The sequence below is a fragment of the Pseudoclavibacter sp. CFCC 13796 genome (assembly GCF_008831185.1).
Classification (GTDB): domain Bacteria; phylum Actinomycetota; class Actinomycetes; order Actinomycetales; family Microbacteriaceae; genus Pseudoclavibacter_A.
Window position 1 is genome coordinate 612,190 of the sequence record NZ_WBKD01000001.1, and the last position, 19,507, is coordinate 631,696.

Annotated in this window: 14 protein-coding genes, 1 tRNA gene and 1 other RNA gene; 5 read left to right on the forward strand and 11 right to left on the reverse strand. The window is 66.0% G+C overall.

Annotated elements, in window-relative coordinates; genetic code table 11:
• Positions 1–217: 217 nt before the first annotated feature.
• From F8O07_RS02755 to dcd, 3 genes are all read left to right on the forward strand, one after another.
• Positions 218–1,267 (forward strand): enoyl-CoA hydratase/isomerase family protein, encoded by a 1,050-nt coding sequence (locus F8O07_RS02755; protein ID WP_158030633.1) that lies wholly within the window; start codon positions 218–220, stop codon positions 1,265–1,267.
• A 38-nt stretch (positions 1,268–1,305) separates the two neighbouring features.
• Positions 1,306–4,032 carry an energy-coupling factor transporter ATPase gene (locus F8O07_RS10530; protein WP_192496607.1) on the forward strand — a complete coding sequence of 909 codons (2,727 nt, stop codon included), beginning with the start codon at positions 1,306–1,308 and terminating at the stop codon, positions 4,030–4,032.
• A 95-nt stretch (positions 4,033–4,127) separates the two neighbouring features.
• On the forward strand, positions 4,128–4,733 hold the full coding sequence (gene dcd / locus F8O07_RS02765; protein ID WP_158030634.1) for a dCTP deaminase: 606 nt from the start codon (positions 4,128–4,130) through the stop codon (positions 4,731–4,733).
• Between the two features lie 43 nt (positions 4,734–4,776).
• On the opposite strand, the gene F8O07_RS02770 is transcribed toward dcd, so the two are convergent.
• The 5 genes from F8O07_RS02770 to F8O07_RS02790 all read right to left on the reverse strand — a co-directional run bounded on the left by F8O07_RS02770 (position 4,777) and on the right by F8O07_RS02790 (position 10,584).
• The gene (locus tag F8O07_RS02770; RefSeq protein WP_158030635.1) at positions 4,777–5,040 is read right to left on the reverse strand and encodes a hypothetical protein; all 264 of its coding nucleotides are present in this window, start codon (positions 5,038–5,040) and stop codon (positions 4,777–4,779) included.
• 145 nt (positions 5,041–5,185) lie between these two features.
• Complete coding sequence (locus F8O07_RS02775) at positions 5,186–6,532, reverse strand: MFS transporter (RefSeq protein WP_225733141.1); 1,347 nt, start codon at positions 6,530–6,532, stop codon at positions 5,186–5,188.
• Between the two features lie 119 nt (positions 6,533–6,651).
• Complete coding sequence (locus F8O07_RS02780) at positions 6,652–8,136, reverse strand: malate:quinone oxidoreductase (RefSeq protein WP_225733142.1); 1,485 nt, start codon at positions 8,134–8,136, stop codon at positions 6,652–6,654.
• Positions 8,137–8,242: 106 nt separating this feature from the next.
• Positions 8,243–9,322 carry an aspartate-semialdehyde dehydrogenase gene (locus F8O07_RS02785; protein WP_158030636.1) on the reverse strand — a complete coding sequence of 360 codons (1,080 nt, stop codon included), beginning with the start codon at positions 9,320–9,322 and terminating at the stop codon, positions 8,243–8,245.
• Positions 9,319–10,584, reverse strand: coding sequence for an aspartate kinase (locus F8O07_RS02790; protein ID WP_158030637.1), 1,266 nt, complete (start codon positions 10,582–10,584; stop codon positions 9,319–9,321). The genes F8O07_RS02785 and F8O07_RS02790 overlap by 4 nt, the downstream gene beginning before the upstream one ends.
• A 219-nt stretch (positions 10,585–10,803) precedes the next feature.
• On the opposite strand from F8O07_RS02790, the gene F8O07_RS02795 reads away from it, so the two are divergent.
• Positions 10,804–12,165, forward strand: a complete 1,362-nt coding sequence (locus tag F8O07_RS02795) for a glycosyltransferase family 2 protein (protein WP_192496608.1) — start codon at positions 10,804–10,806, stop codon at positions 12,163–12,165.
• 46 nt (positions 12,166–12,211) lie between these two features.
• Positions 12,212–13,411, forward strand: a complete 1,200-nt coding sequence (wecB, locus tag F8O07_RS02800) for a non-hydrolyzing UDP-N-acetylglucosamine 2-epimerase (RefSeq protein ID WP_158030639.1) — start codon at positions 12,212–12,214, stop codon at positions 13,409–13,411.
• A gap of 136 nt (positions 13,412–13,547) precedes the next feature.
• On the opposite strand, the gene recR is transcribed toward wecB, so the two are convergent.
• The 6 genes from recR to recQ all read right to left on the reverse strand — a co-directional run bounded on the left by recR (position 13,548) and on the right by recQ (position 19,425).
• A complete protein-coding gene (gene recR, locus F8O07_RS02805; protein ID WP_158030640.1) occupies positions 13,548–14,141 on the reverse strand; it encodes a recombination mediator RecR in 594 nt (197 codons plus the stop codon).
• Between the two features lie 54 nt (positions 14,142–14,195).
• Positions 14,196–16,406, reverse strand: coding sequence for a DNA polymerase III subunit gamma and tau (locus F8O07_RS02810; RefSeq protein ID WP_158030641.1), 2,211 nt, complete (start codon positions 16,404–16,406; stop codon positions 14,196–14,198).
• A gap of 112 nt (positions 16,407–16,518) precedes the next feature.
• An RNA gene (ffs, locus tag F8O07_RS02815) (signal recognition particle sRNA small type) lies at positions 16,519–16,615 on the reverse strand.
• Positions 16,616–16,640: 25 nt separating this feature from the next.
• Positions 16,641–16,725 (reverse strand) — tRNA-Ser (locus F8O07_RS02820).
• 220 nt (positions 16,726–16,945) lie between these two features.
• Positions 16,946–17,458, reverse strand: a complete 513-nt coding sequence (locus tag F8O07_RS02825) for a glutathione peroxidase (protein ID WP_158030642.1) — start codon at positions 17,456–17,458, stop codon at positions 16,946–16,948.
• A 62-nt stretch (positions 17,459–17,520) separates the two neighbouring features.
• The gene (gene recQ / locus F8O07_RS02830) at positions 17,521–19,425 is read right to left on the reverse strand and encodes a DNA helicase RecQ (protein WP_412973604.1); all 1,905 of its coding nucleotides are present in this window, start codon (positions 19,423–19,425) and stop codon (positions 17,521–17,523) included.
• Positions 19,426–19,507 lie beyond the last annotated feature (82 nt).

Below are 19,507 nucleotides of genomic sequence, written 5' to 3' on the forward strand. Positions count from 1 at the left end.
CCGCCTCGCCGCGAGGAGGCGTCGTGGTCGGGAGTGTGTGCGTTCATGCGGTTAAACCTAGCCCACACACGTGACGTCCGGATGAAGTCGTGAGCACTGCACGTGCTTCGACGGACGCCGCGGTGAGACAGCGACGATCGGCCGGGGCATGCCGGTGAGCGTATATCATCATCGACTGGTGCGGCGCTTCTCAGCAGCACGTGCTTAAATCGGGGGCATGACCACTGAGCAGACGACACAGACGCATGTGCTGACCACCGTGCGCGGCCACCTCGGTGAGATTCTGCTCAATCGGGAACGTGCCATCAATGCGCTGACCTCTGACATGATCGCGACCATTCACAGCCAGCTCGACGAATGGATCGACGACGACCAGGTGCAGGCGGTGCTGATTCGCGGTGCCGGTGCTCGAGGGCTGTGCTCTGGTGCCGACATCCGGGCGCTCTCGCAGGCGTCCGCCTTCGAACGCTATGACTTCTTCGACGCCGAGTATTCACTCGACCTCTGCATCGCGCGGTATCCCAAACCCGTCGTGGCCTTCATGGACGGCATCACGATGGGCGCAGGCGTCGGCATCAGCGCGCACAGTGCGTTCCCCGTGGTGACCGAGCGCTCTCGCGTGGCGATGCCCGAAGTGCGCATCGGCCTGATGCCGGATGTCGGCGCCACCTGGCTGCTGGCTCGGGCTCCTGGTCGCCTCGGCCACCTGCTCGCCTACACGGCGGGCGAGATGACCGGCTCCGATGCGATTGCGATGGGCTTCGCCGGCCACTTCGTTCCGAGCGACTACCTCGGCGACGTCGTCGACGGGCTGATCGCCGGAGTCGGCACCGGTGACGAAGCCCTTGAGAACACGCGACGGGTCATCAGCAGTTCTGCGGTGGAGCCGCCGGCTTCGGTGCTGGTGCGCAATCAGGCGGGCATCGACGAGGCCTTCGCCGATACGTCTCCCTCGAAGGTGATCGCATCGTTGCACGATCACGGCGATGACGGCGCCGACGAGGCCGCCGACCTGATCGCCGGCATGTGCCCGTTCTCACTGATCGTGACCGAGCGAGCACTGCAGCTGGCTGCCGAGAGCACGCTGGAGCAGGTGTTCGAGACTGATCTGCGTCTGTGCAGCGGGCTCACGGCCCGGCCCGACTTTCGCGAAGGAGTGCGTGCACAGGTCATCGACAAAGACCGCAACCCCGTCTGGAACCCGTCTCGACTCACTGACGTCGACCCGGCCGACGTCGACGCCCTCTTCGGCGACCTCGACAGGTGACACTTGTGTGCAGCGCTGGGCGCTGCCACCATTGAGGCATGTGTGCGCGCTCATCCCTGCCCGTCGGGGGCGAGACCATCGTGCAGGTGCGCGACCTCGGAGTCACCTATCCGGAACGCGCACAGACGGCGCCTGACGGCGTCACCTTCGACCTGCAGACCGGCGAGGTCGCGCTGCTGCTCGGGCCCTCTGGCGCCGGAAAGTCGACTCTGGCGCTCACGCTCGACGGTCTGATCCCTCATGAGGTGTCAGCGACCGTCAGCGGCTCGGTCATCGTGGCGGGAACGGACGTCGCGCGTTCCCGTGTCGCGCAGATCGCCACAGATGTGGCGATGGTCTTTCAGGATTCCGACGCGCAGATCGTCGCCGCCACCGTGCTCGACGAAGCCTGCTTCGGGCTCGAGAACCTGCAGAGACCTCGCGAAGAGGTCCTGGCCGCCGCCGAGCGCGCGCTGCGCCGCGTCGATTTGTGGGACCGCCGCCGAGACGATCCGGGCGACCTCAGCGGAGGCGGTCGACAGCGGCTGGCCATCGCCTGCGCACTGGCGCTGGGCTCGCGGGTCATCGTGCTCGACGAGCCGACCGCGAACCTCGATCCGCAGGGCGTAGTCGACGTCTATGCGTTGCTCGGCGAGATCGCGGCCGAGCGCACCCATGCCATCCTGCTGATCGAACACAACCTCGATGAGGCGATGAGCATCGTCGACCGGGTGATCGTGCTCGACTCGGCCGGACGGGTGCGATTCGACGGCCCATCGCGCAGCATCCTCGAGACCTATGCCGACGAGATCGACCGACTCGGCGTCTGGCTGCCCGTCTCGACGGTGGCCGGTCGACGGCTCGGGCTGCGAACGCTGCCGCTGACTCCCTCCGAGCTGACGGCTGCGGTCGACGCGGGGGTCGCCTCCGGCGCACTGCCCACTGTGCCGAGCGCGGTGTCGCAGTCGGCGGATGCCGGCGCTCCCGTCGTCGATGGCGCGCCCAGTGGCGAGGCGGCCCTCGAAGTGCGACACCTGAGCGCGCACGCACACGGCCGCGACCGGCCGCTCGTCGACGACGTCTCGCTGCAGGTGCCCCGTGGGGCGTTGGTGGCCATTGTGGGTCGCAACGGCGCAGGCAAGACGACGCTGCTGCACCGTATGGCCGGAGTCGTGTCGCCGCCGCAGGGCAGCGTGCACATATATTCCGCTCAGGGAATGATCGATGTCGCTACGGCTTCGCCCCGGCGTCTGGCACGTGAGGTGGGCTTCGTCTTCCAGAACCCCGAACATCAGTTCATCACGCCCACAGTGGTCGAGGAGCTGGCGCACGGTCTGAGCCTGCAGGGACTCGGCGAGGACGAGATCACCGCGCGAGTCGAGGCGATGCTGCGGCGCCTGGGACTTCAAGACTGCCGTGAGACACACCCATATCTGCTCTCGGGAGGGCAGAAGCGACGTCTCTCGGTGGGAACCGCGTTGATCACCGGTGCACCCGTGCTCTGCCTGGACGAGCCGACATACGGGCAGGATCAGGCTCGGGCGGCCGAACTCGTCACGCTCTTGAGAGAACTCGTCGACACGGGCTCCACGGTGGTGATCGTGACCCACGACATGCAGCTCGTGACCGAGCAGGCGACCCATGTCGCGGTCATGAACGACGGCCGGGTCGAGACATTCGGCCCGACTGAAGACGTGCTGGCCGGTGACGCGCTCGAACGCGCCGGTCTGCTTCGACCCCCGTTGGCACGGGCTATGGCCGCAGTGGCGGCTCCCGCGTGGCATGGCGTCACCAGACTGCAGCAGCTGGAGAGCCTGCGGACGGGGGCGGCGGACACGAGCGATCTGCTCCCGCCGACCGTGCCGACCGTCAGCCGATCGCCAGCGTTCCCTGCGATGCAGACACAAGTGACCCCGGCATCCGCCGAACACCGGCCGCGTCGTCGGCCCAAGCCCCGACCGACCACAACCAGTATGTTCGATCCGGCCGTTCCTGCGGCAGGCCGCCCCCGCTGGGCGCCGCTGGCCACGCTCAACCCGGTGGCCAAACTGATCGCGATGATGCCGCTCACGATCGTGGCTCTCGCGCTGCACGACATCGGCGCGCTGCTCGGCATGCTGGCCGTCGTGCTGGCGGTCGTCATCGTCGGCTCAGGCGCGGGCTGGCGACGGTTGACCGTCGTGATCGGCGGCATTCTGATCGGCGTCTCGGTGCTCTCGATCAGTGTGGGAGTGTGGATGGACCCGGCCAAAGCCGACCAGCAGCAGACGCTCTGGCAGATCGGCGACTGGCGATTCACGGTCGGCATGTGGCTGGTCGGTCTGGGCGTCACTCTGCGCGTCGGCACGGTGGCGGCGCTCGGCATGCTGCCGGGGCTCACAACGACCGGCGTCGATACGATTCGAGCGCTGGTGCGTCGACTGCACGTGCCCTACCGCCTGGGCTACACGGCGCTCGCGGCCTACCGATTCGTGCCGCGCTTCGGCAAAGAACTCGAGCAGATCAGGCGGGCACACCGCGTGCGCGGCGTCTCGAACGGACGAGGACCGGTCGCTGCCCTGCGGCGGGCGGCCGGGTACGCGCTGCCGCTGCTGGCCAGCGGCATCCGTCATGCCGAGCGCGTCGCTCTCTCGATGGATGCGCGGGCCTTCGGCGCCGGATCGTCGCGCACTGAGCGGTATGAGATTCCGTGGCGCACACGCGACTGGGTGTTCGTCGTCGGGTTCTGGGTGCTCGTCGTAGCCGGGCTGCTGATCGGCGCGGCGCTGCTGCCCGTCTTGGTGTGAGCGATCCGCTCGACGGGCGTTCACAGGGGCGCCGCGGACGAGAGTGCGACGGCGCCGACGCCTCTGCCTGCGGTGCAGCCGTCTACACTGGAGACATGCTGCTTTCTGATCGCGACATTCGCCGTCAACTTGCCGAAGGGCGCATCAAGCTCGAGCCCAGCGAAGACAAACTGGTGCAGCCTGCGAGCGTCGATGTGCGTCTCGATCGATACTTCCGTCTGTTCGACAATCACAAGTATCCAGTGATCGACCCGGCCGAAGAGCAGTCAGAGCTGACCCGGCTGATCGAGGTCGATCGCGACGAGCCGTTCGTGCTGCACCCCGGCGAGTTCGTGCTGGGCGCGACGTTCGAACGGGTCACGCTGCCGAGCGACATCGCCGCACGGCTGGAGGGCAAGAGCTCGCTGGGGCGTTTGGGACTGCTGACTCATTCGACGGCAGGCTTCGTCGACCCGGGGTTCAGCGGCCACGTGACCCTCGAACTGTCGAACATGGCGACGCTGCCGATCAAGCTGTGGCCGGGCATGAAAGTCGGCCAGCTGTGCTTCTTCAAGCTGTCGAGCGAGGTGGAGCATCCGTACGGCTCTAAGAGCTACGGGTCGCATTACCAGGGACAGCGCGGGCCGACGGCGTCGCGGTCATGGCTGAACTTCTCTCGCATCGACGTCAGCACGACCGATGCCGGGTCGCTCGGAGCCTGAGGCGCTGCCGAGTCACTTGGTGCGAGCGGCTCGGCCCTCGAGATCACTCGTCGTCGAGTGAGTCGTCGAGATCGTCGCCCTCATCCTCTTCGGCATCGCGAGCCAGTTCGGCGTCGACCGCCTGAATCAGGTCGTCTGGGTCGTCGGTGAGCAGCTCCTGGAAAGTGTCGTTGTCTTCCATCGCCTCAAGACCGGCCTCAATCGCCTCATCGACTGTCGAGCCCTCGTCGACGGCATTCCAGAGCACCTGCTTGTACCGGTGCAGGGCGTTCTCGACGGCTTCATCGTTGGCGTAGTTCTCAGTCATGCTCACATTCTTCCACCTCGTGGGCCGCTGAGCGCAAACGGCATTGTCGGCGGGCATGGCGTGGCACACACCGCCAGGGTCTCTGTGATCCAGCCGTGCCGAGTGTCACTTGTCAGTCCCCACGACGGCCGGGCATCCCGAGTGATCAGGCCAGACGCTGCCGTCGCGGCCGCAGATCGAGCCCGAACGACACGGACATGAACACCATGCCGCCGAGGGTCAGCCAGATGCCCAGCTGCAGCGTCGACAGATAGCCGGCGCCGGATGCCACCACGAGTCCGCCTAAGAACGCACCGATCGAGTTGGCCATGTTGAATGCCGCGTGATGGCTGGCCGCCGCGATCGTCTCGCTGCCCGGGGCGACCTGCATGAGCCTCGACTGGGCGGCCGGCCCGAGCATCGAAGACCCAATGCCCATGAGAAACACGAACGCGAAGAGCATCAAGAAGCTGCCGCTGTACTTCAGCCCCAAGACGAACTGACCGGCGAACATCAGCACGAGCATCAGCCCGAACGACGCGAGGATCGTGAAGAAGATGCTGCGGTCGCCGAAGCGCCCACCGAGGATGTTGCCCAACGTCATGCCCAACCCGGTGACCACCAGCACCGCCGGCACCCAGACCGGTTCGATGCCGGCGACCTCTGTGGCGATCGGCGAGATGTAACTGTAGAACGCGAACCATCCGCCGAACCCGACGGCGCCCATGCCGATCGTCAGCCACACCTGCACACGGCGATAGGCGCTGAACTCGGTCGAAAGACTGGCGTCCGGATTGCCTCGGTCGCTGGGCACGAAGACGGCGATGCAGGCGAACGTGAGCGTGAACGTCGCCGCCACCACGAGATAGGCCGAGCGCCATGAGGTCTGCTGCCCGAGAAACGTGCCCAGCGGCACGCCGATCACGTTGGCCACCGTGAGGCCGCCGAGCACGAACGCGCCTCCGCGCGACTGCGCTCCCGGGCCGATCAGTCGCGCGGCGATGATCGACGCCACCCCAAAGTAGACCCCGTGCGGCAGGCCCGAGAGAAAACGCGCGATCGCGACCTGCCCGAGCGTGGTGAGCAGCGCGACGGCAAGATTTGAGAGCACGAGCCACGTCAGCACCACCAGCAGCAGGCGCTTCTTCGGCCAGCGGGCCGTGAGCCCGGTGATCAGCGGAGCCCCAACCACGACGCCGGCCGCATACGCCGAGATCAGATGCCCCGCGCTCGCGTTCGCGGCCTCGGGGTCGCTGGCGGCGAGATCGGGCAGCAGACCCTCGGCCAGCTGCGGCAGGATGCCCATGGTGACGAACTCGGTCATGCCGATTCCGAACCCGCCGAGGGCCAGCGAGAGCAGGGCGATGGTGCGCATCGGCCTGCTGAGCACACGGGTGTGCATGGGGATGTCGAACGCGCCGGTCGTGGTCGGCGGCTCTGACGGCAGGGGAGCCTCTCCAGCGCGTTTTTGGGCGTCTGGATTCTCAGAGAAGTTTGGGGGTGTGGAAGTCACCCGCCAAGTGTAGACCGTCGCTGTTACAGGTGTGGAAACGGAGCAGACGAGACGGGGCGGCCCGGCGATGTGCATCGCGGGCCGCCCCGTCGGACGTGCTGAGAGACTGCGGTCAGGGACTACGCAGTGAGTCCGAGCACCTCTGCGGTCGACGCGAAGGTCTTCGCTGCGAGATCTGCGTCATCGCTGAGGTTCGTGCCGTAGGTGGGCACGAGGGTCTTGATCTGCTCGGCCCAGGCGCCGTCGAACTCGGACGGGAACGCCTGCTTCAGCAGCTTGAGCATGATCGGCACTGCAGTCGAGGCACCCGGCGAAGCCCCGAGCAGGCCGGCGATCGAGCCGTCTGACGATGCCACGACCTCGGTGCCGAACTGGAGCACACCGCCTTTGCCCTTCTTCTTGATCACCTGCACTCGCTGGCCGGCCACGATGAGCTCCCAGTCGTCGCCGTTCACCTCGGGGTAGAACTGGCGCAGGGCCTCGACACGTTTGGTGTGATTCTGCGCGACCTCGCCGACGAGATACTTCACCAAGTCGAAGTTGTGCAGACCGACGTCGATCATGGGCACCATGTTGCCGAAGCGAATCGAGCCGGGCAGATCGGTCCAGGAGCCGCTCTTCAGAAACTTCGGAGACCAGCCCGCGTACGGGCCGAACATCAGATGCTGCTCGCCGTTGACGTAGCGGGTGTCAAGGTGCGGCACCGACATCGGCGGTGCGCCCACAGCAGCCTGACCATAGACTTTGGCGTGATGACGCTTGGCGATCTCCGGGGTCTTGGCCCGCAGGAACTCACCACTGATCGGGAACCCTCCGAAGCCGGCGATCTCGGGGATGCCGCTCTTCTGCAACAGATGCAGGGCACCGCCACCGGCGCCGATGAAGACGAACTTCGCGGTGAACGTCTCGGTGGCGCCATTGCCGCGGTTCTTGACCTTGAGCGACCAACGGCCGTCGCCCCGACGCTGGACGTCGCGAACCTCGGCGTTGTATGTGATCGAGGTGTCGCGCTCGGCGGCGAACTTGAGCAGGCTCTTGGTCAGTGCGCCGAAGTCGACGTCGGTGCCGGCCTCGGTGCGCGTCGCGGCGACCTGCTGCTCGCCGTCGCGGCCCTTGATCAGCAGCGGTGCCCACTGCTGGATGGTGCGCTTGTTGCCGGTGAACTCCATGCCCTGGAACAGCGGGTGGTCTTTCAGCGCCTCGAAGCGTGCCTTCAGAAAGTCGCTGTGCTCTTTGCCCATGACAAAGCTCATGTGCGGCACGGTGTGGATGAAACGGTCGGCCTCGAGGTGGCCTTCGTTCACGAGATGCGCCCAGAACTGGCGGGACAGCTGGAACTGCTCGTTGACGTTGACGGCCTTGTCGATGCTGACGGTGCCGTCTGCGGCCTGCGGCGTGTAGTTCAGCTCGCACAGCGCCGAGTGCCCGGTGCCCGCATTGTGCCAGGGGTCTGAGCTCTCACGCCCAGCGCCGGGCAGGCGCTCGAACACCTCGATCGACCAATCGGGCTGCAGAATCTTCAGAAAGGTGGCGAGCGTTGCGCTCATGATGCCCGCCCCGACGAGAATCACGTCGCGGTCGTTGCGGGAAAGCGGTGTAGTCACTGACGGGTCTCCAGTTTCACTTCGGCCTCGTGCCGGCCTCTTCGCCGACGGGGTGTCGAGCACGCCGACACCTCATCCATCATAGCGCCGGGTCAAATCGCGCTGCTCAGGCGCCGAAGCGCTCGTCGGCGATCAGTTCGCCGATCTGCACGGTGTTGAGGGCCGCGCCCTTGCGCAGGTTGTCGTTGGTGACGAAGAGCACGAGGCCACGGTCGTCGTCGACGGTCTGATCCTGCCGAATGCGACCCACGAAGCTCGGGTCTGCTCCGGCGGCCTGCAGCGGGGTCGGCACCGCGCTCAGCTCGACGGCAGGCGCCGCTGCCAGAATGCGCTCGGCATCCGCTGGCGAGATCGGGCGTTCGAACTCGGCATGAATCGAGAGCGCATGGCCAGTGAACACCGGCACGCGCACGCAGGTGCCCGCCACACGCAGCTCGGGCAGCTCGAGGATTTTACGGCTCTCGTTGCGCAGCTTCTGCTCTTCGTCGGTCTCGAGCGAGCCGTCGTCGACGAGGTTGCCGGCCAGCGGCACGACATCGAAGGCGATCGGCGCGACGTACTTCTGAGGTGCCGGAAACTCCACCGAGTCGCCGTCGAAGGTGAGCTGGCGGAAGTCCTGCTTCACCACGGCCTCGACCTGCGAAGCGAGCTCTTCGACGCCTCCGAGCCCTGAGCCCGACACCGCCTGGTAGGTGCTCACGACGAGCTTCTTGAGCCCCGCCGCATCGTGAAGCGGTTTGAGCACCGGCATGGCCGCCATGGTCGTGCAGTTGGGGTTCGCGATGATGCCCTTGTGCAGCCCAGCCAGCGCATGCGGGTTCACCTCGCGCACGATCAGCGGCACATCCGGATCGCCGCGCCAGGCCGATGAGTTGTCGACCACGATCGCACCGGCGGCTGCGAACTTCGGTGCGTACTCGCGTGATGCCGCGCCGCCTGCCGAGAAGAGCGCCAGATCGATGCCGGCGAGATCGTCGGCGGATGCAATGGTCACGTCTTCGACGATGATCTCGCGGTCGCGCCAGGTCAGGGTCTTGCCGGCAGAGCGTGGTGACGAGAAGAAGCGCAGCTGATCGACCGGGAAGTCGCGTTCGTCGAGCAGGCGTCGGATGACACCGCCGACCTGGCCGGTCGCGCCGACCACGGCGACGTTCAGCGGGCGGGTGGGATGTGTGTAGGTGCTCATCGTCCTGTTCCTCCGTAGACCACGGCCTCGCCGTTGGCGTCAAGGCCGAAAGCGGTGTGCACGGCGCGCACGGCCTCGTCGAGGCTGTCGAGCCGGGTGACCACTGACACGCGAATGTCACTGGTCGAGATCATCTCGATGTTGATGTCGTTGTCGGCCAGCGCAGAGAAGAAGCGAGCCGAGACACCGGGATGCGTTCGCATCCCCGCACCGACGATTGCCAGCTTCGCGATCTGGTCGTCGTACTGGATCGACTCGAAGCCGAGTGCCTCTTGATGACGACGCAGCGATGCGACCACCCGAGGACCGTCGCCGGTCGGCAGGGTGAACGAGATGTCTGTGCGACCGGTCGCTGCGGCCGAGATGTTCTGCACGATCATGTCGATGCTGGTGCCCTCGTCAGAGACGACCTTGAAGAGGTCGGCGGCGCGACCGATCTTGTCGGGAACCCCGATGACGGTGATCTTCGCCTCGTCTTTGTCAGTGGCGACTCCGGTGATGATGGGTGCTTCCACGGTCTCTCCCTCTTCGGGCTCGGCGACGATGGTGCCGGCCTTGTTGCTGAACGACGAACGCACGTGCAGGGTCACGTGATGACGGCGGGCGAACTCGACGGCGCGAATATAGAGCACCTTCGCGCCCGACGAGGCGAGCTCGAGCATCTCTTCACTGGTGACGAAGTCGAGCTTGTGCGCGGTGGGCACGACGCGCGGGTCTGCGGTGAAGACGCCGTCGACATCGGTGTAGATCTCGCAGACGTCGGCGTGCATGGCTGCGGCCAGCGCGACGGCGGTGGTGTCCGAGCCGCCTCGACCGAGCGTGGTGATGTCGCCGGTGCTGCGGTTGAACCCCTGGAAGCCGGCGACGATGGCGATTGCCCCGTCTTCGATGGCTTCGAACACGCGCTTGGGCGTGACATCGACGATGCTGGCGTTGCCGTGAATGGCGTCGGTGACCAGGCCGGCCTGCGACCCGGTGAACGACCGGGCCTCCTGCCCGAGGGCGATGATGGCCATCGCGAGCAGCGACATCGAGATGCGCTCGCCAGCGGTGAGCAGCATGTCGAGCTCGCGGCCGCTGGGAGTGACCGAGACCTCGTGTGCGAGGTCGATGAGCTCGTCGGTGGTGTCACCCATGGCGCTGACGACGACGACGACGTCGTTGCCGGCCTTCTTCGTCTCGACGATGCGCTTGGCGACGCGCTTGATGCCCGTTGCGTCCGAGACGGATGATCCCCCGAACTTCTGTACGACGAGTGCCACGCGGTCTTCCCTGCCTTGTCTGAGTCTGCGGTGGCCGAGATCTCTGCGCGCAGCGCCTTCGAGGCCCCACGCGTCGGATGACAGCCAGACTTCAGTCTAACCGGTGCTGCGCGCCCACGGCAGGGTGGGGCGCCGCACACGTCTTTCTCATACTGAGCAACTATTGTGATGAGGGGCATGACACCTGTGCCCCGAGAACATCGACGAGGCGGTGCCGAAATGTCGCAGCTGGAGTCACTGCGTGACATTCTTGTCGCGATCAACCCCTTCAGCGGGCTGCCTCCAATTCTTCAGACGGTCTACTGGGTCGTCTTCGTCACGATTCTGATATCGATCCTCTCGGAGCTGTGGCTGATGGCCAAGGGGGCTCGGGCGACCTCGCGCCACGGCTCGTCAGGGCCAGCCCAGGCGACCGACGACTATCTGTGGGTGTTCGTCGTTCCTGCGCTCAACGAGGAGACCACCATTCGCGACTCGGTCACTCGGCTGCAGGCGGTCGACGTGCGGCACCGACGCATCCTCGTGGTCAACGACGGGTCAGAGGACGGCACAGGCGCGGTGCTCGACGAGATCACCTCGGCCTCTGACGACGTGCTGGTACTGACTAGAAGACCACCGAGTGCCCGCCGGGGGAAGGCAGCAGCGCTCAACGCGGCCTACCGCCATCTGCTGGCCGAGCGCAGCGACCCGACCTCGTCTCTCGCTCAGTTCGACGAGGCGCACACCGTCATCGTCATCGTCGACGCCGACGGTCGTCTGGAGCCTGACGCTCCCCGAGCGGTGACTCCCCATTTCGACGACGCGCGTGTCGGCGGTGTGCAGGTGCTCGTGCGCATCTACAACCGTGCTCGTGTGCTGCCCTGGGTGCAGGATCTGGAGTTCGCCGTCTTCGGCTGGGTTTATCAACGTGGCCGTTCGGCGCTCGACACCGCCAACATGGGCGGAAACGGGCAGTTCAACCGTCTGAGCGCTCTGCAGTCGATCGCCGATGAGTGCGGCCCGTGGCGCAACCGTCTGACCGAAGACCAGGATCTCGGCGTGCGCCTTCTGGAACAGGGATGGAAAGGGCGCCAGGAGAACTCGACGTGGGTGTCACAGCAGGGGCTGTCTTCGCTGCGCCGACTCTACCGACAGCGTGTGCGCTGGTCTCAGGGCACTTGGCAGGCGCTTCGTCTGATCGCACAGTCGCGCACTGGCATGAGGCCGCTCGCACGTGCTGACCAGATCTGGTATCTGCTCACCCCATGCACCCAGGCGCTCGTCGGAGCCACCGTCGCGCTCAGCGTCGTCTACGTCGCCATCGACATCGAGCATCTGCACATCGCAGTGATCACGGGGGTCATGTTCTATCTCATGTCGTTCGCGCCCGGCGTGGCAGCCATGCTCGCCTCGCTGCGTGGAAACGGCCCGTGGCGAGTGCTGCTGGCCATCGCGCTGGCGCATTGCTTCGTGATCTACAGCTGGATAATCTATCCGGTGGTGTATCAGGCCGCCCTGCGGCAGCTGCTGCACAGACAGTCCTGGTCGAAGACGGCGAGAGAACCGATCGACGACGACCCCGCGCTCAGTCTGTCCGCCTGACCGTGCCCTGGACGAGGTATCAGCCATCGAAAGGAATCCTCTCGCCATGACGCAGCCCGACCCGACGACAGCGACAGCGACTGCAGCTGCAGCTGCAGCTGACCATCCGCTGCGCGTCTGGGTGATCTACGGCACGCGGCCCGAAGGTATCAAAGTCGCCCCGCTCGTCCACGTGCTCGAACGTTCACCGCTCTTCGCACCAGTCGCGATCTCGACGAAACAGCATCGAGAGATGCTCGAGCAGGTCAACGAGGTGCTCGATCTGCACCCGGCGCTGACAGATCATCTTGACGTGTTCCAGCCCGGACAGGGCGTGAACGAGCTGTTGAGCAAGGTCATCGCCGGGGTAGACAGACTCATCGTCGAGGCGCCGGAACCGCCTGACTGCATCGTCGTTCAGGGTGATACGACAACGGCGGCGGGCACCGCGATCGCAGCCTTCAACCGAGATGTGCCTCTGGTGCACATGGAGGCCGGGCTGCGCAGCTGGGACATCCGCTCGCCTTTTCCCGAAGAGGCCAACCGGCGCCTGATCTCGCTCGTGGCATCGCTGCATCTGGCCCCCTCAGAGCGCGCGAGGCACAACCTGCTGGGGGAGCGGATCCCAGCAGACCGCGTGATCGTCACCGGCAACACCGTGATCGATGCGCTGAAGTACATCACAGCAAAGGCTCTGCCCGTCACAGACCCGCGGCTGCGAGCCCTGCTGGACAGCGGGCGCCCGTACATTCTGGTGACCACGCATCGCCGCGAGAACTGGGGCGAGCCTCTGCGGCACATCGGAGCGGCACTCGCGACGCTGGCAGCGGCGCATCCTGAGATCGACATCTTCATCCCGCTGCACGGCAATCCGATGATTCATGCGACGCTTGCTCCCTTCATCGACAGCTGCGAGAACATCATCGTCACCACGCCGCTCAGCTATCCCGATTTCGTGCACGCGATGAGCCGAGCCCATGTCATCCTCAGTGACTCTGGAGGGGTGCAGGAGGAGGCGCCGACCTTCGGCGTGCCGGTGCTGCTGCTGCGCGAGACGACTGAACGCCCCTCGGCGGTGGCCTCGGGCGCGGTTCGGCTCGTCGGCACTGATCGCGACCGCATCGTGGCCGAGACCGAGCAGCTGCTGACCGATTCGCAGGCGTGGGCGAGGATGGCCCATGCTTCGAACCCCTATGGCGACGGGCACGCAGCCGAACTCTCGGCGGCTGCACTTGCCGACCTGCTCATTCACCCACGAAGCGAGTGAGCGAGTCGACGACTCTCGCTTCTGGCGTCAGGCGGTTCGATGCAGCTAGTCAGGAAGGCCCGGGCGGCGCGCGGTGGTGATACGGACGTCTGCACTGCGTGCTCACAAGGCCTGTGTGCGGCAGGGATCCGACGCGTCAGAGACTGCGTCGCCCCTCGAACGCGCGGCCGAGCGTGATCTCGTCTGCATATTCGAGATCGCCGCCCACGGGCAGGCCGGAGGCGAGTCTGGTCACTGAGATGTCGAGGTAGCCGAGCTGCCGAGAGAGGTAGGTCGCGGTCGCCTCGCCTTCGAGGTTCGGGTCGGTCGCGATGATGACCTCTTGCACGGTGCCGTCAGCGAGCCGAGGCATCAGGCTCGTGACGCGCAGCTGATCGGGGCCGATGCCGTCGATCGGGCTGATCGCGCCGCCGAGCACATGGTAGAGGCCGTGGTATTCATGGGTGCGTTCGATCGCCGCGACGTCTTTGGGCTCTTCGACGACGCAGATCACCGTCTGGTCGCGTCGGGCGTCGCTGCAGATGCTGCAGATCTCGCTCTCTGTGAGATTGCCGCAGATGCTGCAGAAGTGCACGTGCTCGCGCACTGCCGCGAGCGTCTGTGCGAGCTTGGCCGGATTGTAGTGCTCGTCCTGCACGACGAAGAACGCGATGCGCTGGGCAGACTTCGGGCCGATGCCGGGCAGCTGCCCCAGCTCGTCGATCAGATCCTGGATCAGACCTTCGTACATGTGTTCCTACTGTTCGTGCTTCGTGACAGGTGACTCCCGGCGCGTGGCGGGCGCTCAGCGCTCGTCGATCGGCTTCGCATGCAGCATCTGGCGAATCACGGCTTCGCCATACTGTGCTCGGTGGTGTGGGGTGGTTGACTGCTGCGTTGGTGCAGGAGGCGGGGTGACCGGTTCGGCCGGCTGCGGGGTCTCGGGATCGAGATCGTCTGGGGCAGGAGCACCACCGTACTCGTCTTCGGGCGGTTCTGGCGGGAGCTCTTCTGGCCAAGGAGCGTCGGCGGCGGCGGACTGCGGAGTGGTCGACGGCGGAGCCGAAGGTTCTGTGGCGTTCTTCGCTGGCGCCGTCGCTGTTGAGTGTGATGTAGCTGCATCGCCCGCTGTCGGACTCGTCGGCTCTGCAGGAACAGATGCCGGGGCGCCAGCGTCACGAGGGACGGGGCTGCCGGTCACCTGCGGGGCAGGGCGGGTGCTGCCGCTGTGTGCGATGAAGCGCATCCGGATGCCGAAGATCTGCTGCAGTGCATCGCGTACGCCGTCTGCGGCCGGGTTCGATCCGGTGCGGCTGCCGCGGAAGCTCTCGGCGTCTGTGGACGAAGCGAAGCTCAGCGTCAGGATGTCGTCGCGGAAAGCCACCGGCTTGGCGTTGATCGCAACGATCCAGGCGCGACGGTTTGTTCCCTCCAAATGTGCGAGCACTTGATCCCAGCCGGCTCGAATCTGATCGAGCGTGAGCGCGGTTGCCGGTGCGCTCGGCTGCTGCTTGTCGGCCGTGCTCTCGCGGGATGCGGAAGCGGCGCCGTCGGCTGCGGGAGTCTGCTGCGTCGAGGGCGCGGGAGACTCGGCTGGGGTCGACGTCCTGCTCGCTGGGCTCTCGCCCTGAGCGATGGGACGCTGGGCGGACTCTCTCTGCTGCTCGGTCGAATGACTCGGTGCCTGTGCCGGTGCCGGTGCTGGCTGTTGGGCTGCCGGCTGAGCTTTGGGCTGTACTGCAGGCTGCGGGGGAGTCTGCTCGGGCTGTGCCGTCGGAGGTGCTGCAGGCTCTGGCGAAGAGGCCTGTGGGGCGGCCCCATGGTTGATCGGGGCGCCATTGGTGGCGGTGCTCTGCACGCCGATGCGGCGTTCGAGGCGGTCGATGCGGCTCAGCGCACCGAGCTCGTTTGCGTCGGCGGCTGGGACGAGCAGTCGTGCACACATGAGTTCGAGCTGCATGCGCGGGCTCGTGGTGCCCGCCATGGTGTTCAGTGTGTGGTTGACGATGTCGGCCGCACGCGACAGCTCGGCCGTGCCGAACTCGCGAGCCTGTCGCTGCAGCACATCGAGCTCGTCCTGGCTGGTGCCGCGCAGAATCGCCTGGGCTTGGTCAGGGGCGGCCTGTACGACGATGAGGTCGCGCAGTCGTTCGAGCACGTCTTCGGCGAAGCGCTTGGGGTCTTGCCCGGTCTGCACGACTTTGTCGACGCTGAGGAACAGCTGCTCGGCCTGCTGCCGGCCGATGGCGTCGATCACTTCGGCGAGCAGATCGCCGGGCGTGTAGCCGAGCAGGCCGATCGTGCGTGCATACGAGATCGTGCCGGTCTCAGAGCCTGCGATGAGCTGGTCGACCACCGACAGGGTGTCACGCACCGAACCGCCGCCCGCCCGCACGGCCAGAGGCAGCACGCCGGGCTCCGCCGAGACATCCTCGGCAGACAGGATCTTCTCGAGAAACGGCAGCATCGTGGCAGGGGGCACCAGCCGGAAGGGGTAGTGATGCGTGCGCGACCGGATCGTGCCGATGACCTTCTCTGGCTCGGTGGTCGCGAAGATGAACTTCACGTGCTCCGGCGGCTCTTCGACGAGCTTCAGCAGCGCGTTGAAGCCGGCTGCCGTGACCATATGTGCCTCGTCGATGATGAAGACTTTGTAGCGGTCACGGGCTGGGGCGAACACAGCGCGCTCGCGAAGGTCGCGGGCGTCGTCGACGCCACCATGACTGGCCGCGTCGATCTCGATGACGTCGAGTGAGCCGGACCCGCCGGTCGCGAGTTCGCGGCAGCTGGCGCATTCGCCGCACGGGGTGTCGGTGGGACCCTTCTCACAGTTCAGGCAGCGGGCCAGAATGCGTGCCGACGTGGTCTTGCCGCAGCCGCGCGGGCCGGAGAAGAGATAGGCATGGTTCACACGATTCGTGCGCAGTGCCGTGGACAGGGGAGCCGTCACCTGCTCCTGACCGATCAGGTCGGCGAAGGTGTCTGGGCGATAGCGTCGATAGAGTGCGGTGACCACGTGTACAGAGTACCTGCCGGGTACGACACGAACGATGGATGCCGTGCATCTGTGAGCGAACACGAGCACGTCGTGCCGGTGTGCAGAGGCGAAGATCGGTGTGCCAAGAAAAGAAAAAGACTCCTCGCGCACCCGACAGAGCCCGGTTACCCTTGCTGCGTTTCCGCCCTGGGGGAATTGGCCTGGATGTCGTCACACGAGGAGCCGACTGCAACATTAGCACAGCCGTGAGAGCGGAGGATAGGGGATTCGAACCCCTGAGGGCTTGCACCCAACTCGCTTTCCAAGCGAGCGCCATAGGCCACTAGGCGAATCCTCCAGGCATTGTCGTCGTGAAGAAGACAACTCTCGGAGTATACCAATTCGTCAGGTTTGGGGCGTCGGCGTGAGCGCCGAGCGACTCGACATGGCAACCGAATCGTCTCAGTGTCATGAGCGCGTCGACAGGGCAGAACCGAGTTATGTCTGATCAGCTGTCGTCATCGGGGCCATTCCGCCGCAGCATCCTGCTCGATCTGAACCGGTTGCGAGCGAGTCGATCACTGCGTGAGAGACGCCTCGATCGCTTCGATGATCTGTGGTGCGTCAGGCTCGGTGCGCGGCCTGAACCGGCGGATGCCGGGTACGGCGTCTGCGTCGTCTGCAGCCGGTGGCGTGATCAGGAATTTCTCGAAGTTCCACTGCACGCGCCCGGCCTTGCCGTTGTCGTCGGGCACTTCGGTGAGCACCTTGTACAGCGGATGACGGTCGCGGCCGTTCACCTTGAGCTTCTCGAACATCGGGAAGGTCACGCCGTAGGTCACCGAGCAGAAGGACTGGATCTGTTCGGCGCCGCCTGGCTCCTGGCCGAGAAACTGGTTGCAGGGAAAGCCCAACACGGTGAAGCCGCGTTCGGCGTAGGTGCGCTGCAGCTCTTCGAGCTTCGCGTACTGGGGTGTCAGCCCGCACTTCGACGCCACGTTCACGATCAGCAGCGTCTGGTCGCGGTACTCGGTGAGGGTCGTCGGGGTGCCGTCCAGCCGGTGCAGGGGGATGCTGTAGATGTCGGTCATGGCGGCAGTCTAGCCGCGAGGGTGGGCGCTGTCAGCAGCGATCGCCGACTGCCGGACCGCGGCTAGAAGTCGGCGACGATCTCGAGCAGGGCCTCGCCGTAGGCGGCGAGCTTGGTCTTGCCGACGCCGCTGACCTCGCCGAGCTCGTCGAGGGAGTGCGGCTGGCGTGTGGTGATGCCGCGCAGTGTCGCGTCGTTGAACACGATGTATGCGGGCACGCCCTGCTCTTTGGCCGTGGCGGTGCGCCAAGAGCGCAGACGCTGATAAAGCGGGTCGAGCGCCTCGGGCACGGCTTCTGCCGCAGCGGCTCCGCGCCCACGGCGACGTGCGCCGCCTGAGGAACGACGGCCGATCAGATCGCGGCGCAGCTCGAGCGTCTGCTGCCCCTGCAGCACCGGCACCGCAGCCTGGGTGATCGACAGCGTGGCGTATTTGTCGCCCGAGGTGCGCAGATAGCCGAATGCCAGCAGCTGGCGGATGACGGCGCGCCACTCTGCGGCAGAGAGCTCACCGCCGATGCCGAAGGTGGGCAGCTCGGCGTGGCCGTACTGCTGCACGCGCTCGTTCTCATGCCCCAGCAGCAGATCGATCAGGTAGCCCGACCCGAAGCGGCGGTGGTAGTCGCGTTCGAGGCGCACCACGGTCGACAGCAGCTTCTGCGCCGGGACGGTCGCGTCGAACCGCTCAGGGGGCGTCAGGCACGTGTCGCAGTTGCCGCAGGGCTCGCTGGCCTCGCCGAAGTGGGCGAGCAGCCGCACCCGACGGCAGTCAAGGGTCTCGCACAGCGCGAGCATCGCATCGAGCTGCCGGCGCTGCACCTCACGGTGCTGCTCGTCGCCGCTGCCGCGTTCGATCATCTGACGCTGCTGCACGACGTCTTGCAGCCCGTAGGCCATCCAGGCCGTCGCCGGCAGCCCGTCACGGCCGGCTCGTCCGGTCTCCTGGTAGTAGCCTTCGATGCTCTTCGGCAGATCGAGATGTGCGACGAAACGCACGTCGGGCTTGTCGATGCCCATACCGAATGCGATCGTCGCGACCATGACCAGGCCGTCTTCGCGCAGAAAACGAGCCTGGTTCTGCGCCCGCACCTCGGCGGTGAGCCCTGCGTGATAGATGAGCGAGGGGATGCCCTGGCTGCGCAGAGAGTCAGCCGTGCGTTCGACGCTCGCGCGAGACAGACAGTAGACGATGCCCGCCTCGTGCTCGTGCTCGCCGGTGACGAACTCGACGAGCTGTTCGACAGGCCGGCTCTTCTCGACGATGCGGTACTGGATGTTGGGTCGATCGAAGCTCGACACGAACTGTCGAGCGCCGTCGAGGTTAAGGCGCTCGACGATCTCTCGTCGTGTGGCCGTGGTGGCCGTCGCAGTGAGCGCGACACACGGAACGTGCGGCCAGCGCTCATGAAGCATGCTGAGACGCAGATAGTCAGGGCGAAAGTCATGGCCCCACTGCGACACACAGTGGGCCTCGTCGATGGCGAACACCGAGATGCCTGGCCCTGAGGCCAGACGATCGAGCAACTCGACGGCCTGCTGGCTGCCGAGGCGTTCGGGTGCCACATAGAGCATGTCGAGCTCACCGGCGAGAGCCTGCTGCTCGATCATGCGCTGTGCGTCGAGCGGTGCACTGGAGTTCAGGGCTGCAGCGCGCACGCCGTTGGCGTTGAGCGCTGAGACCTGATCTTGCATGAGAGCGATGAGCGGCGAGACGACGATGCCCACACCGGGGCGCAGCAGCGCGGGTATCTGGTAGCAGACGGACTTGCCGCCGCCGGTCGGCATGAGCACGAGTGCGTCGTGGCCGGCCGCGACTTCGCAGACGATGGCCTCTTGCTGCCCGCGAAAGGCGTCGTACCCGTAGACGTCGTGCAGGATGCGACGAGCTCGTTCTCGCAGTGCCTTCTCGTCGGGCATACCCTGCCCGGTGGCGGAGGGCTGAGGCTGCACGAGGTCTGGAGAAGACATGTGGCCATGCTACGCGCCGCCTCTGACGTCGAAGAGCGGCGACCCAGGTGTGTGAGGGCGTGCCGACGGCCGTGCCTCAGCC

Excerpts from the sequence above, each read along its gene's own strand:
- F8O07_RS10530 (WP_192496607.1), top strand. The coding sequence starts at position 1,306 with ATGTGTGCGCGCTCATCCCTGCCCGTCGGGGGCGAGACCATCGTGCAG.
- F8O07_RS02825 (WP_158030642.1), bottom strand. The coding sequence starts at position 17,458 with ATGACCGACATCTACAGCATCCCCCTGCACCGGCTGGACGGCACCCCG.
- recQ (WP_412973604.1), bottom strand. The coding sequence starts at position 19,425 with ATGTCTTCTCCAGACCTCGTGCAGCCTCAGCCCTCCGCCACCGGGCAG.
- recR (WP_158030640.1), bottom strand. The coding sequence starts at position 14,141 with ATGTACGAAGGTCTGATCCAGGATCTGATCGACGAGCTGGGGCAGCTG.
- dcd (WP_158030634.1), top strand. The coding sequence starts at position 4,128 with ATGCTGCTTTCTGATCGCGACATTCGCCGTCAACTTGCCGAAGGGCGC.
- wecB (WP_158030639.1), top strand. The coding sequence starts at position 12,212 with ATGACGCAGCCCGACCCGACGACAGCGACAGCGACTGCAGCTGCAGCT.
- F8O07_RS02795 (WP_192496608.1), top strand. The coding sequence starts at position 10,804 with ATGTCGCAGCTGGAGTCACTGCGTGACATTCTTGTCGCGATCAACCCC.
- F8O07_RS02785 (WP_158030636.1), bottom strand. The coding sequence starts at position 9,322 with ATGAGCACCTACACACATCCCACCCGCCCGCTGAACGTCGCCGTGGTC.
- F8O07_RS02770 (WP_158030635.1), bottom strand. The coding sequence starts at position 5,040 with ATGACTGAGAACTACGCCAACGATGAAGCCGTCGAGAACGCCCTGCAC.
- F8O07_RS02755 (WP_158030633.1), top strand. The coding sequence starts at position 218 with ATGACCACTGAGCAGACGACACAGACGCATGTGCTGACCACCGTGCGC.